The organism is Streptomyces kurssanovii, assembly GCF_040677245.1.
Taxonomy (GTDB): Bacteria; Actinomycetota; Actinomycetes; order Streptomycetales; family Streptomycetaceae; genus Streptomyces; species Streptomyces kurssanovii.
On sequence record NZ_JBFAQK010000016.1, the window covers coordinates 92119 to 104622 of the forward strand.

The 12504-nt window shown below is 72.6% G+C and carries 12 protein-coding genes; 4 read left to right on the top strand and 8 right to left on the bottom strand.

Features of this window, described 5'->3' with window-relative positions:
• Positions 1–45 precede the first annotated feature (45 nt).
• The 4 genes from AB0K36_RS14575 to AB0K36_RS14590 all read left to right on the top strand — a co-directional run bounded on the left by AB0K36_RS14575 (position 46) and on the right by AB0K36_RS14590 (position 4887).
• Positions 46–1299 carry a class I SAM-dependent methyltransferase gene (locus tag AB0K36_RS14575; RefSeq protein WP_364593208.1) on the top strand — a complete coding sequence of 418 codons (1254 nt, stop codon included), beginning with the start codon at positions 46–48 and terminating at the stop codon, positions 1297–1299.
• Positions 1299–1937, top strand: a complete 639-nt coding sequence (locus tag AB0K36_RS14580) for a dTDP-4-dehydrorhamnose 3,5-epimerase family protein (protein WP_364593211.1) — start codon at positions 1299–1301, stop codon at positions 1935–1937. Before AB0K36_RS14575 ends, AB0K36_RS14580 begins: the two co-directional genes overlap by 1 nt.
• A complete protein-coding gene (locus tag AB0K36_RS14585; RefSeq protein WP_364593214.1) occupies positions 1934–2920 on the top strand; it encodes an NAD-dependent epimerase/dehydratase family protein in 987 nt (328 codons plus the stop codon). Before AB0K36_RS14580 ends, AB0K36_RS14585 begins: the two co-directional genes overlap by 4 nt.
• Before the next feature lie 764 nt (positions 2921–3684).
• On the top strand, positions 3685–4887 hold the full coding sequence (locus AB0K36_RS14590; RefSeq protein ID WP_364593217.1) for a hypothetical protein: 1203 nt from the start codon (positions 3685–3687) through the stop codon (positions 4885–4887).
• A 74-nt stretch (positions 4888–4961) separates the two neighbouring features.
• Here the strand turns inward: AB0K36_RS14590 and AB0K36_RS14595 are convergent, their stop codons facing one another.
• The 8 genes from AB0K36_RS14595 to AB0K36_RS14630 form a co-directional block, all read right to left on the bottom strand.
• Positions 4962–6677, bottom strand: coding sequence for a polyketide synthase (locus AB0K36_RS14595; RefSeq protein WP_364593219.1), 1716 nt, complete (start codon positions 6675–6677; stop codon positions 4962–4964).
• Positions 6674–7462: a polyketide synthase gene (locus tag AB0K36_RS14600; protein ID WP_364593222.1), complete on the bottom strand. Its 789-nt coding sequence runs from the start codon at positions 7460–7462 to the stop codon at positions 6674–6676. Before AB0K36_RS14600 ends, AB0K36_RS14595 begins: the two co-directional genes overlap by 4 nt.
• The gene (locus AB0K36_RS14605) at positions 7459–8217 is read right to left on the bottom strand and encodes an enoyl-CoA hydratase/isomerase family protein (RefSeq protein WP_364593225.1); all 759 of its coding nucleotides are present in this window, start codon (positions 8215–8217) and stop codon (positions 7459–7461) included. The genes AB0K36_RS14600 and AB0K36_RS14605 overlap by 4 nt, the downstream gene beginning before the upstream one ends.
• The gene (locus AB0K36_RS14610) at positions 8208–9455 is read right to left on the bottom strand and encodes a hydroxymethylglutaryl-CoA synthase family protein (RefSeq protein WP_364593228.1); all 1248 of its coding nucleotides are present in this window, start codon (positions 9453–9455) and stop codon (positions 8208–8210) included. Before AB0K36_RS14610 ends, AB0K36_RS14605 begins: the two co-directional genes overlap by 10 nt.
• Positions 9452–9715, bottom strand: a complete 264-nt coding sequence (locus AB0K36_RS14615; RefSeq protein ID WP_364593231.1) for an acyl carrier protein — start codon at positions 9713–9715, stop codon at positions 9452–9454. The genes AB0K36_RS14610 and AB0K36_RS14615 overlap by 4 nt, the downstream gene beginning before the upstream one ends.
• The gene (locus tag AB0K36_RS14620; RefSeq protein ID WP_364593233.1) at positions 9715–10659 is read right to left on the bottom strand and encodes an LnmK family bifunctional acyltransferase/decarboxylase; all 945 of its coding nucleotides are present in this window, start codon (positions 10657–10659) and stop codon (positions 9715–9717) included. Before AB0K36_RS14620 ends, AB0K36_RS14615 begins: the two co-directional genes overlap by 1 nt.
• Positions 10656–10928 (bottom strand): acyl carrier protein, encoded by a 273-nt coding sequence (locus AB0K36_RS14625; RefSeq protein WP_364593236.1) that lies wholly within the window; start codon positions 10926–10928, stop codon positions 10656–10658. The genes AB0K36_RS14620 and AB0K36_RS14625 overlap by 4 nt, the downstream gene beginning before the upstream one ends.
• A 140-nt stretch (positions 10929–11068) precedes the next feature.
• A complete protein-coding gene (locus AB0K36_RS14630) occupies positions 11069–12472 on the bottom strand; it encodes an NDP-hexose 2,3-dehydratase family protein (protein WP_364593239.1) in 1404 nt (467 codons plus the stop codon).
• Positions 12473–12504: the final 32 nt, after the last annotated feature.

Genomic DNA, 12504 nt, shown 5'->3' on the forward strand with positions numbered 1-12504 from the left:
TGGGGCGCCGCCGCCCAAGGCAGTTCCCCTCAGGAGGATCAAGAGATGAAGATCGACGAGTGCCGCATCTGCGGCAACCGTGCGCTGCTGCCCGTGCTGGATCTGGGCCCCCAGGCCCTGACCGGCGTCTTCCCGAAGAACCGGGAGGAGACGGTGGCGTCGGTGCCGCTGGAGCTCGTCAAGTGCTCGCAGCCCGACGGGTGCGGGCTGGTGCAGCTGCTGCACACGGCCGACTTCGACCTGATGTACGGAGACCACTACGGCTACCGTTCCGGGCTCGGCGAGTTCATGATCCGGCATTTGCAGGACAAGGTCGCCTCCCTCCTGAAGACGGTCGAGGTGCGGCCCGGCGACATCGTCGTCGACATCGGCAGCAACGACTCGACCCTGCTGCGCGGTTACCCGTCGGACCCGGCGCTGCGCCCGCAGCTGGTGGGGATCGACCCGACCGGCGGCAAGTTCCGGCACCTGTATCCCGAGGGCGCCGAGCTGATCACCGAGTACTTCTCGCGGAAGGTGTTCGCCGAGCGGTTCGGCGGCCGCCGCGCGAAGGTCGTCACCTCGGTCGCGATGTTCTACGACCTGCCGCGCCCCATGGAGTTCATGCAGGACGTGCACGACATCCTCGCCGAGGACGGTGTCTGGCTGATGGAGCAGAGCTACATGCCGGCGATGCTCGAGGCCACGGCGTACGACGTGGTGTGCCACGAGCACCTGGAGTACTACGCGCTCGGCCAGATCGAGTGGATGGCCGAGCGGGTGGGGCTGAAGGTCGTACGGGCGGAGCTGAACGACGTGTACGGCGGCAGCCTGTGCGCGGTGCTGGCCCGCAAGGACTCGCCGGTCGCGGTGGACGAGGCGTCCCTGGCCCGGGTCCGTGCGCACGAGACGTCGCTCGCGCTGGACACTGCGGCCCCCTACGAGGCGTTCGCCGCACGGACGGTCCGCTACCGCGAGGAGCTGCTGGCCTTCCTCGACGACTCGCGGCGGGCGGGGAAGCTGACGCTCGGGTACGGCGCGTCGACCAAGGGCAATGTGATCCTTCAGTACTGCGGCCTGAGCGAGAAGGACCTGCCGGTCATCGGTGAGGTGAACCCGGAGAAGCACGGCGCGTTCACCCCCGGCACGTACATCCCGATCGTCTCCCAGGAGGAGGCCAGGTCCCGCCGCCCCGACCAGCTGCTGGTGCTGCCGTGGATCTACCGCGACGGGTTCGTGGAGCGGGAGCGCGAGTACGTGGCCGGCGGCGGCAAGCTGGTCTTCCCGCTGCCGGTGCTCGACGTGGTGGGCGGGGCGTGATGACGACCGGTACGGCGCGCCGCTTTTCGACGTCCACCGCCGAGGTGCGGGAGCTGGCGGTCGCCGGCGCCTACGAGTTCACGCCGCGGGTGCACCGCGACGAGCGGGGCCTGTTCGTGTCCCCGCTCCAGGAGGAGGCGTTCGTCGCCGCGGTGGGCCGCCCCTTCACGGTGGCGCAGACCAACCACAGCCGTTCGGCCCGGGGAGTGATGCGCGGGGTGCACTTCACCACCACCCCGCCCGGGCAGGCCAAGTATGTGCACTGCGCCCGCGGCAGGGCCATGGACGTGGTCGTCGACATCCGGGTCGGCTCCCCGACGTTCGGGGCGTGGGACACCGTCGAGATGGACACCGAGTCCTTCCGCGCGGTGTACCTCCCGGACGGGGTGGGGCACGCGTTCTTGTCCCTGGAGGACGACACGGTGATGTCCTACCTGGTCTCGACCCCGTACCGGGCGGACCTGGAGCAGGCGATCGACCCGCTCGACCCGGCGCTCGGCCTGCCCTGGCCGACGGGCATGTCCTTCACGCTCTCCCGGCGCGACACCGAGGCGGTCGGCCTGGCCGAGGCGCGGGCCAGGGGCATGCTGCCGCGGTACGAGGACTGCCCGGCGGCCGTGGCCGCCGCGGACCGGTGACCGTCCGGCCCGGGCCGGGCGGCGCGCGGGCCGGGGGCGGGCGGGTCGCGGTCGTCGGCGCGACCGGCTGTGTGGGGCGGCACGTGTGTGCCGCCTTCGCGAACGGCGGCAGCGAGGTCGTCGGTGTGGCCCGCCGGTACGCCCCGCACATCGGCGCGCACCGGTTCGTGCCGCTGGACGCCGCGGGCTGCTCGGCGGAGCAGCTCGCGGAGTTCCTGGCGGCCGAGGCGGTGGACGCCGTCGTGAACGCGACGCTCGGCTGGGGCGAGGAACTGCACCGGGTGAACGTGGAGTTGGTGGAGCGGCTGATCGGCGCGCTGCGGCTGCTGCCGGCGGCGCGCCGTCCGCGTCTGGTCCAGCTCGGCACGGTCCACGAGTACGGTCCGGTGCCGCGGGGCACGCCGGTGACCGAGCTGACGCGACCGGCGCCGGTGACCGAGTACGCGCGGGCGAAGCTGGCCGCGTCCCGGGCGGTGCTGGGGGCGGCGGGGATCGACGCGGTGGTGCTGCGGATGGCGAACACGATCGGCCCGCACCCCGCGCCGGGCAGCTTCCTCGGTTCGCTGGCGGCCCGCTTCGCCGAGGCGGCGGCCTCGCCGGGCGGGCGGATCGAGCTGACCGTGGCGGCCGGCGCCCGGCGGGACTACGTCGACGTGCGGGATGCGGCGGACGCTGTCGTACGGGCGGCGTTCGCCCGGCCTCTGGGCGCGGACCAGCGGCTGTTCAACATCGGCACCGGCGCGGCCAGGGGCATCGACACACTGGTCCTGGCCCTGGCGGAGGCCTGTGGCCTGCCCGCGTCGGCGCTCGCCCTGCGGGCGGGCGAGGTGGCGGCGCAGGGCGCGTCGACGGGCACCGACTTCACCTGCCTGGACGCGTCACGGGCGCGGGCGGTGCTGGGATGGTCGCCGCGTCGTTCACCGGCGGAGTCGATGCGGGCGATGGCGGAGACGGCGCGACGGATGAGCTGCGCGGCGACGTGAGGCTCCCTACGGCCCGGCGGCCGTAGGGGCCTCCCCGCACCCGGGGCAGGCCCCGGGCCCCGGCCGGGCACGCCCCGGACCCGAACCGGCCGAGCCCGGCCCCTGCCGGGCATGCCCGGGTGCCTTCCAACTTCCCTACGCCTGGCGGCCGTTGGGGGCGCCTCCCGAACCCGGGGCAGGCCCCGGACCCCTACCGGGCAGGCTGAGGGCCCGAACCGGCCGAGCCCGGTCTGCCGGGCAGGCCCGGACCCGGCGGCAGGCCCCCTCTCGAACCCGGGCAAGCGCAGAGCCCGCACCCGGGGAACGCTCCGGGCCGGGACCGGCTCGGCGCGGGCGCGCGCTTCCTCGTCGGGTGCGGCGGCGGACGCGGGGCCGGTCTTGTCGGTCTCGCGGCGGGCGAAGGAGGTGAGCATTTCCTCGTACAGCTCGGCCTCGTCGAGGGGGCTGTCGCTGTCGCGGCGCAGGGGGGCCCGGTGTCTTCGGGCTTCCCCTGGGTTCGGCGGACTTGGGCGGCACGTCCCAGGGCTGTTTCCCGCTGCGCGCGGCCGGCCCTGTGGCCCCCGCCGGTGATCGAGGCGCGGGGCACGGGGGCGGAGCCCCCGGAAACACCGCGCGGAGCGGCGGTGCCGGGTCCGGGCGGAGCCCGGTCGGGAGGGTCCCACGGCCGGCGGGGCGGCAGCGGCGGGGTGGCGGGAGCCGCCCGCGCCCGCGCGAGGGGGCGTCCAGTGGGGCTCCAGCAGGAGCCGCGAGGGTTCGGCGGTGTGATGACGATTCAACGGGCACACGACGACATCCTGAAGCTGATTCTGGCCGCCGAGGGCGGCACCGAGCAGATCGACGCCGCGATCCGCGCGGTCGGCGCCGAGCGCACCGCGGCGATCCTCGCCGACGAGCTGGTGAACCGGGCCGATCTGCACGAGATCCCCGGGCCGGGCACGGCCGGCGTCGACATCCAGCTCGCCCTCGCCTTCGAGGGTGGCACGGTCCATCACGTCGTGCGCGTGGGCAAGAGCGCCGAGCACGAGGCGGGCCGCGTGGACGCGCCGCACGCCACGCTCGAGTCGGACCTGGCCGAGCTGCTGCGCTCGGTGCTGGGGCCGTGGCGCGGCGTGGAGGCGCAGACGCTGCGGATCGTGTGGCACGACCTGGAGAACGTGGAGCGCCTGGGCGGCACCATGCACGTCTTCCCGGTCGTCAGGCGTCTGGTGCGCGGGACCACCGGCCGGCACGAGGATCTGGGCGAGCTGTCGCTGCGCAACGGCTCCGACAAGTGGGGGCTGCACTTCTACACGCCGCACTACGACCGGCATTTCGGGCCGCTGCGTGACCGGCCGCTGAAGATCCTGGAGCTCGGTATCGGCGGCTACGGCAATCCCGCCTCCGGGGGCGGTTCGCTGCGCATGTGGAAGCGCTATTTTCCCCGTTCGGTCGTCTACGGTGTCGACGTCTTCGACAAGGCGCCGCTGCGTGAGCAGCGCATCCACACCGTGGAGGGTGACCTGTCGAGCGCGGAGTTCCTGGAGTCGCTGGGCCGTGACCTGGGTCCGTTCGACATCGTCATCGACGACGCCAGCCACGGCAACGCCGATCTCATCGCCGCGTTCAAGGCGCTGTTCCCGTATGTCAGGCCGGGCGGCCTGTATGCGGCGGAGGATCTGCAGACGTCGTACTGGCCCGGTTACGGCGGCAGTTCGAAGGAGCTGAACTCGCCGGCCACCAGCATGGGTTTCCTCAAGGCACTGCTGGACGGCCTCAACCACGAGGAGCGTGAGCTCCCGGAGGGTACGACGGCGTCCGAGACGGACCTGACGCTGACCGGTGCGCACTTCTACCCGAGCCTGGCGATCTTCGAGAAGGGCGTCAACGCGGAGGGTGCGAGCGCGTCGTGGATCCCGCGGCAGCAGATGAGCTACGAGGAGATGTCGGCCGTCGACTGGGGCGAGGGCCTGACCGCCGACAAGGACTGAGGAGCAAGGACAGCGCGACATGCCGACGGGGCCGCCTCCATGTGGGAGGCGGCCCCGTCGGTGTGCCCGGCGGTTCAGAGCGCGGGCGGGGGCGCGTCGTCGAACCAGTAGGAGCGGCGTTGGAAGGGGGTGCCGGGCAGGTGGGCGCGGGCGGGGCGGTCGTGGTCCTTCCACAGCACGTCCCAGTCGGGTGTGCCGCCGTCGGTCCATTCGCGGGCGACCGGGTCCTGGGCGGGCGGCAGGCCGGCGCCGTCGGCGAGCGACCGCAGGGCGGTGCGCAGTGCGGCGGTGTCGGACACGACGAGGGCGCGGCGGTGTTTCATGGCGCGCCGGCCGTACTGCAGCGTGTGGGCGAGGGAGGCGAGTTCGGGTGCGTGGGGGCCGTCGAGCTGGTGCAGCAGGCGGCGGGCCAGCAGGGCGACCGCGTCGTCGCTGCCCGCGGACAGCGGTACGACGTGCGGACGGCGGGGGGCGGGTGCGGGGCGGGACGGCATCGGGCGGGGGGCCTCTTCGACGACCGCGTGGGACATGGAGCCGCCGAGTCCGAAGGCGTTGACGGCGCCGATGCGCGGGGTGCTTCCCGCGGGCCAGGGCACGTTCTCGACGGGGATGCCGAGGGGGGCGTCGCCGAGGGGCAGTTCGCCGTCGGCCTCGCCGAGTCCGGCGATCTTCGGGATGGTGCCGGCGCGCAGGGCGAGGATCGTCTTGACGACTCCGATGAGTCCGGCGGCGGCTTCGAGGTGGCCGATGTTGGCCTTGACGGAGCCGACCCACAGCCGGCCGTCGGGGCCGGCGGCGGGCCCGTCGACGAGGTGGGCGAGGGCGGCGATCTCGGTGGCGTCGCCGCCGCGGGTGCCGGTGCCGTGGGCCTCGAGGTGGCCGAGGTCGCGCGGGGTGAGCCCGGCCTTGGTGAGGGTCTGCCGTACGAGGGCGGTCTGGGAGTCCTGGTCGGTGCCGGTCAGTCCGCCGCCGCGGCCGTTGTGGGCGCTGCCGACGGAGCGGATGACGGCGTGCACGGGGTCGCCGTCGGCGAGGGCGGCGTCCAGGGGTTTGAGGAGCAGGCAGGCGCCGCCCTCGCCGCGCAGGTAGCCGTTGCGGGCGGCGCTGAAGGGCACCGAGTCGCCGGTGGGTGACAGGGCGCCGCCGAGGTAGGCGTTGGTGGTGTAGTAGCCGGCGCTGAACAGGTTGGGTGAGCCGACCAGTGCCATGGGGTAGTCGCCCGCGCGCAGGCCCTGGACGGCGAAGCCGAGGGCGGACAGTCCGGCGGAGCAGGCGGAGTCGATGACCATGCTGGGGCCGGTCCAGCCGAACTGGTAGGAGACGCGGTTGGCGAGGAAGGCCATCATGGTGCCGGGGAACGCGGCGCCGTCGGAGCGTCTGCCGCGGGCGTTCATGCGTTCGGCGTAGTCGGACATGAAGGCGCCGGCGAAGACGGCGACGGGTTCACCGGTCAGTGTCTGGGGGTCCAGGCCGGCGTTCTCCACGGCGTGCCAGGCCAGTTCGAGCATGAGCCGGTGCTGGGGGTCCATGAAGGCGGCCATGCGGTGGGCGATGCCGAAGAAGCGGGCGTCGAAGCCGTCGATGGAGTCGAGGAGGAACGCGCGGGGGGTGTTGGCGGCGGCGACCTGCTCGTCGAGTCCGTACCAGCGTTCCGCGGGCACGTCGCTCAGGTGCCGCTCGCCGCGGGAGACGACGTCCCAGAATTCGGGCAGGGTCTCGGCGCCGGCGGTCCGGCAGGACATGCCGATGACGGCGACGGGTGCGGCGTCGGTGCCGTGGGCGGTGGTCACGCGGCGGCCTCCGGCTGTCCGGCGTGGGCGATGCGCTGGCCGTGCAGGCCCCGGATGCGTCGGCGTGCCTCGTCGCCGGTGATGGTGGCCTCGTGGTCGGGGATCTCCCGTTCGAGGGCGGCCCGGGCGTCGGTGAGGAGGGTCCGCACGAGCTGGGACTTCATCATCGCGAGGGCGCCGCGGGGTGCCTGGGCGCTCTGCAGGGCGATGCGGTGGGCCTCCGCGGGGACCGTGTCGTGGGCGCAGATCCTGGTGCCGGCGCCCCGTTCGCGCAGTTCGCGGCCGGTGTAGGTGCGGCTGGTGTACATCATTTCGGTGCCCAGGGCGCGGCCGAAGGCCGCCGGCACGACGTGGGAGGCGCCGAGGATGGGGGTGAAGCCGAAGGTGAGGAAGTTCATGGCGTAGCGGGAGCGTTCGCTGAGGACGGCGATGTCGCAGTAGAGGGCGAGCAGCAGTCCGCCGCCGAGTGCGTGGCCCTGGGCGGCGGCGACGACCGGTACGGGGCAGGCGGCGATGGCCTGCATCATTTCCCAGAGTTCGACGACGCGCTGTTCGTGGGTGCCGAGCATGCGTTCGGTGGCCCCGCCGGCGCTGAAGACGCCGGGTGCGCCTTCCAGGACGACGGCCCGCACGTCGGGGTCGCCGCCGGCGCGGTGGAGGGCGGCGATGAGGCCGGCGCGCAGCTCGGGGGTGAACCGGTTGTGGCCCGCCTCGTCGCACAGCCGGACGGTGGCGACGGGCGCCTCGGTGTGCAGCTGGACGGGCCCGTACGAAAGAGCGGTCACGGTATCAGTCCTTGCCGGTGAAAGGTGTTCAGCCGCTCGTGGACCCGCTGGTCGCGAAGGCGTTCGGCGACGGCGCGTACGGCGCGCTCCGCGTGGCCTTCGGGGGCGGGGAACAGTTCACGGCGGTAGCGCTTGAGTGCGCGTACGGCTCCGTGGTCGGCGGCCCGCAGCCGCCGCAGCAGCAGCCGCAGTTCCTGGCCGCAGTCGTCGGTGCGCTGGTCGGCGAGGCCGATGTCGGCGGCCTGTTCGGCGGTGACGTGCTGGGCGCCGAGTGCGAGCGAGAAGGCGCGGTGGCGGCCGGTGCGTTCGGCGACGACCGGCAGGATCACGGCGGGCACGAGGCCGAGGAGGACCTCGGTCATGCGGAAGCTCGCGCGGGGGCCGGCGATGACGTGGTCGCAGGCGGCGGCGAGTCCGACGCCGCCTCCGGTGGCGGCGCCGTCGACGACGGCGACGGTGACCAGGGGCGAGTCGGCCAGGCGCTGCAGCAGGTGGTGCACGGCGGTCAGGCGCGGCTGCCAGCCGTCGCGGTCCGCCTCGCCGAGGGCGATGCCCGAACAGAAGGTGTCGCCGGTGGCGTCGAGGACGAACACCTCGGCGCCCTCGGCCGCTTCGGCGGCGGTGAGGGCGCCGGTGAGGGCCGTGAGCATGTCGTCGTCGAGACGGTTGCGGGTGCCGGGCGTGTCGAGGGTGGCGCGGACCAGGGGCGCGCGGCCGGCGTCCACGCGCAGCGGGGCGGGGGCTGTCAGCGCCACTCGTACCGCCTGATGTAGTTCTCGACGCCGGCCAGCACCAGCTGCTTGCCGTGGTCGCGGAAGGGCGCGAGGAAGGTGTCCTGCAGGGAGTCGTCGACGGTGCGGTGGGCCTGGGGCACCAGGATGCGGCGGGTGACGGGCAGCATCTGTTCGTACTCGGCGAAGGTCAGCTCGCGCCGCAGGGCGAGGCGTTCGGCGATGCGTGCCTTGTCCAGGGTCGCCTTGGCGCCGGGGACGACGGTCGCGCCGAAGAACTCCGAGGCGCAGCCGGATCCGTAGGAGTACATGCCGAGCCGGGCGCCTTCGACGCGTTCGGCGCTCTCGTGGTCGATCAGGGAGGCGAGGGCGAGCCAGATGGCGCCCGAGCACAGGTTGCCCACCACCCGCCCGTAGCGCAGGGAGGGGGCGACGCGCCGTTCGAAGTCCTCGGCGATCGCCTTGGGGGCGCGGGGTGCGAATTCGCGCATCAGCTTGCGGTGCGCGGCTCTGACCATCCCGCCGAACGGGGTGTGCATGACGACGTGGTCGAAGGAGTCGGCGAAGTCGGTGCCCGGGACGTTGGCGGTGTAGGCGCGGAAGCTGTCGGAGAGGCACTCGAGGTAGGCGAGCAGCGACAGGTCCGGGTTGTACAGGTCGTAGTCCGGTGCGGGCCGGGCGGTGTCCATGACGTCGAAGCTGTTGAGGCCGTAGGCGCCGGGGGTCAGGGCGAGGACGCCGGGGCTGTCGCCGACGAGGAGCGCCACGGCGCCGTGGCCGGTGGTGGGCTCGGCGTACTTGGCGTACTCGTCCATGGGGTTGACGTCGGTGGCGATGATCAGTGCCTTGGCGCCGGGCCGCAGGCCGGCCATCAGGTAGCCGGCGGCGAGCTGGAGGGCGCCGGTCGCTCCGTAGCAGGCCGCCTTGACCTCCATGTAGCGGCATTGGCGGGACAGGCCCAGGTGGCGGTGCACGTGGGAGGCGAGGGACTTGCTGTAGTCGAGTCCGGACTCGCTGGAGGTGACGAGGAGTTCGATGGAGTCCCGGTCGTCGTCGCTGAGGGCGTCGATGATCGGTTTGGCGGCGTTGACGGCGCCCGTGACGGGGTCTTCCCAGGGGAGCTGGACGGACCGCTCGTCCATCATGAGGTTGTCGAAGCGGTCCGGGTCGAGGCCGCGGGCGTCGAAGAGGGCGCGGGCGGAGATCTTGGCGACCCCGGCGTGGACGTTGAGGGCCTCGACGCCGATACGGGCGGTGCTCATCGCCGGCCGCCGGTGGCCAGATGGGCGATGAGGCCGCCGATGTCGGGGATGTCGGCGAAGGTGGAGACCCGCTCGCGGCTGCCGAGCCGGTGGGTGAGGGTGGTGATGATCTCGACGCGGTCGACGGAGTCGGCCCCGAGGTCCTTCAGGCTCCGCCCGTCGGTGATCTCCTCGGCGGGCACGTCGGGCAGGATCTCGGCGACGACCTCCGCGAGGACGCGCCGGATCGTGGCCTCGTCGGTGGCGGCGGGGGCGGTCATCAGTCCTCCAGGAGCTGCTGGATCGAGCAGACGGCGAGCAGCCGTCCGGTCGCGGCCTCGGTGACGGCGACATCGGCGATCTCGTCGCCGGGCACGGTGTCGCTGTGCCACAGCCGCACGGTGACGGTGAGTTCGGCGTCGGCGTCGGCGTTGCCGAAGTAGCCGATCCGGTGGTCGACGACGGTGCGGCGGCTGAAGCCGCGCGGGTCGCGGCCCAGGGCGCGCCACTGGCGCAGCAGGGCGGTGTCGACGATGGAGAAGTAGGAGGCGAAGTACATGAGCCCGGCGCCGTTGAGGTCGCGTACCCGGTCCAGCGTGTAGGTGGTGCTGTAGGGCGCGGAGGGGCTGCGGCCCGGGATGCCGCCGTCGTGGAAGGTGCCCGTCCTGCGGGCGCGGCCGCAGATCCCGCGGGGCGAGTACTCGGCGGGCAGCGGGGGCAGGTGCTCGTGCCGGTGGCCGGCCGGGGACGCCTCCACCAGGCCCTCGTTGCTGTCCGGGTGGGAGCGGGAGATCCAGCGGTTGTAGTTCTCGACGTACAGGCAGTCCTCGCGCTGCTCCTCGTGGAAGGCCCGCGGGTCCAGGCCGGTCGCCCGGGTGCCGGGGCGGGAGAGGCGGTGCAGGGTCATCACGGACTGCGGTCCGAGGTCGAAGACGCGTGAGGTGACGTCGAACTCGTCGCCGAAGGCGATGCCGTAGGGCTGGATGTGCCGGCTGCCGCGGACGCGGAAGTAGTAGAAGGAGAGGTAGGTGGGGTGGCCGTCGGTGCTGCGGGCGGCGTACACGTTGGTGCCGGTGGCGGCTTTGACGGCCTCCCACGTCCAGTCCCCGAGCTGCCCGAAGAACAGGGAGCCGGCACCGCACATGCCCGGCGCCACCGTGACGCGGCGGGTCAGCAGGGACGTGTCGGCGGGCGCCGGGCCCTCGATCAGGTCGGTCGGGCTCACTTGGCGGTCGCCTCCAGGGCTGCGACCTGGCTGCTCACGTAGGCGCTGAGCTGGTTGACCGTGGGGTGGGCGTACACCGTGTCGAGCATCTCCTCGAGGCCGTACTTGGTGTTGAGGAGGGAGACCAGCTCCACGCCCAGGACGGAGTCGAGTCCCAGCTCGGCGAAGGTGGCGTCGTCGTCGATCTCCTCGATCTCGCAGTAGAGGATCGCGGCCAGGTGCGTCCGCAGTTCGTCGCGGATCGAGTCGGCACTCACCAGGGTGGTCATTCGCTTCTCTCCTCAGCCTGTTCGACTCGCTCAACTCGCTCGACTCGCCGTGCGAGCAATCGGTGTGACGCTAGGAAGCGCGTCTCGGGGGCCGCTGGAGCCGTCCTGGAGACGCCGGGGTGGTTGCGGTGGGACGGGTTTCACGCGACGGCCTGCGGTTCGCGGACCGCTGCCGGCAGGAAGCCGAGCAGGGTGAGCAGGCTGCGTGCCTCGACGTTGAGGTGGCTGCCGTAGCGCACGAACCCGATGAGCTGACGGACCGTCATCCAGGTGAATCCGGCGGGTGCCTCCAGGGGGAAGTCGTCGTCGACCTCGACCAGCAGGTAGCGGCTCTGGGCGTGGTAGAAGCGGCCGCCCTCCTCGGACTGCACGGCGTCGAACCGGATCTGCTCCCGCCCGGCGGCGAGCACGGTGTCCAGGTACGGGGGGCAGCCGGCCGGGTCGGGGCCGCCGGCGCGGTCGGCGAGGTAGTCGGCGGGCTGGCACTGCACGGTGGGCGCCATCTCGATCCGGTCCAGCGCCCCGGTCTCGATGCGGGCCTGCACCAGCAGGTGCAGCACCCCTTCGACGCGTTTGGCCAGGAAGGCGATGACTCCCTGGCTGCGGGGCGCGAACATGGGCTGCGACCAGCCGGTCACCTCGCGGTTGGAGGCCTCGACGCCCACGCCGAGGACGGTGAAGTGCCGGTCCTCGGCGTGGGCGACGATGCCGTCGCGCCGCGACCAGTCGGCGAGGCCGGCCAGCGGCACGAGCCGGCGGCTGAGGGTGCAGCGGCCCTTGGCCTCGGTGAACCAGCTCAGCAGTTCGACGGTGTTGTGCAGCGAGCGGCCGTCCTGCTGCCAGGACCGCACGAGGGCGCCGTCGAAGGTGTCGTCGCCGGGGTGGGCGCCGCGGCCCGCGGCGGGGCGGCGCAGGGCGACGGCGCCGGACAGGACGGTGCGGGTGTCCATGTTCACCAGGTCGTCGGTCTGCAGGAGTTCGGCGATCTGGTCGAAGCTGAGCCAGCAGAAGTCGTCCAGGACGGGGATGTCGGCGTCGGTGCGGACGATCATGTTGCGATTGCGTTTGGCGAGGAACCAGGACGCCTGCTCCGACTGGAGGGCGTCGAAGAGGACCTCACCGCCGCGCGGGGCGACGAAGTGCTCGAGATAAGGAACGGGCCGCCCGCCGTGCACGCGCATGTAGTTGCTCTTCGTGGCCTGGACGGTCGGCGACAGCTGGACGAGATTCACATTTCCCGGTTCCATCTTCGCCTGGAGAAGGCAGTGCGGAACTCCGTCGAACTCCTTCACCAGGATTCCGAGAATTCCGTGTTCCGGCTGCACGATGATCGGCTGCTGCCAGGCTTCCACGGCCCGTCCCGAGTCGGTGACCTCAAGGCCCTGGACGGAGAAGAACCGCCCGCTGCGGTGCACCAGGTTCCCGGAGTCCGCCTCCATCGACCAGCCGTCGAGACGGTCGAGGGGGACCTGGGCGACCTTGTAGGCGTTCGCGGCGCACCGCTGCTCGAACCAGCGGTGGAATTCTGTTGTGTCGGAGAACATTTGGGGGCCTCCCGTGGGGTCTCTTCCGGACA

What these genes read in the sequence shown, in the direction of transcription:
- AB0K36_RS14575 (WP_364593208.1), top strand. Translation starts at nt 46, where the DNA reads ATGAAGATCGACGAGTGCCGCATCTGCGGCAACCGTGCGCTGCTGCCC.
- AB0K36_RS14580 (WP_364593211.1), top strand. Translation starts at nt 1,299, where the DNA reads ATGACGACCGGTACGGCGCGCCGCTTTTCGACGTCCACCGCCGAGGTG.
- AB0K36_RS14590 (WP_364593217.1), top strand. Translation starts at nt 3,685, where the DNA reads ATGACGATTCAACGGGCACACGACGACATCCTGAAGCTGATTCTGGCC.
- AB0K36_RS14610 (WP_364593228.1), bottom strand. Translation starts at nt 9,455, where the DNA reads ATGAGCACCGCCCGTATCGGCGTCGAGGCCCTCAACGTCCACGCCGGG.
- AB0K36_RS14615 (WP_364593231.1), bottom strand. Translation starts at nt 9,715, where the DNA reads ATGACCGCCCCCGCCGCCACCGACGAGGCCACGATCCGGCGCGTCCTC.
- AB0K36_RS14625 (WP_364593236.1), bottom strand. Translation starts at nt 10,928, where the DNA reads ATGACCACCCTGGTGAGTGCCGACTCGATCCGCGACGAACTGCGGACG.
- AB0K36_RS14630 (WP_364593239.1), bottom strand. Translation starts at nt 12,472, where the DNA reads ATGTTCTCCGACACAACAGAATTCCACCGCTGGTTCGAGCAGCGGTGC.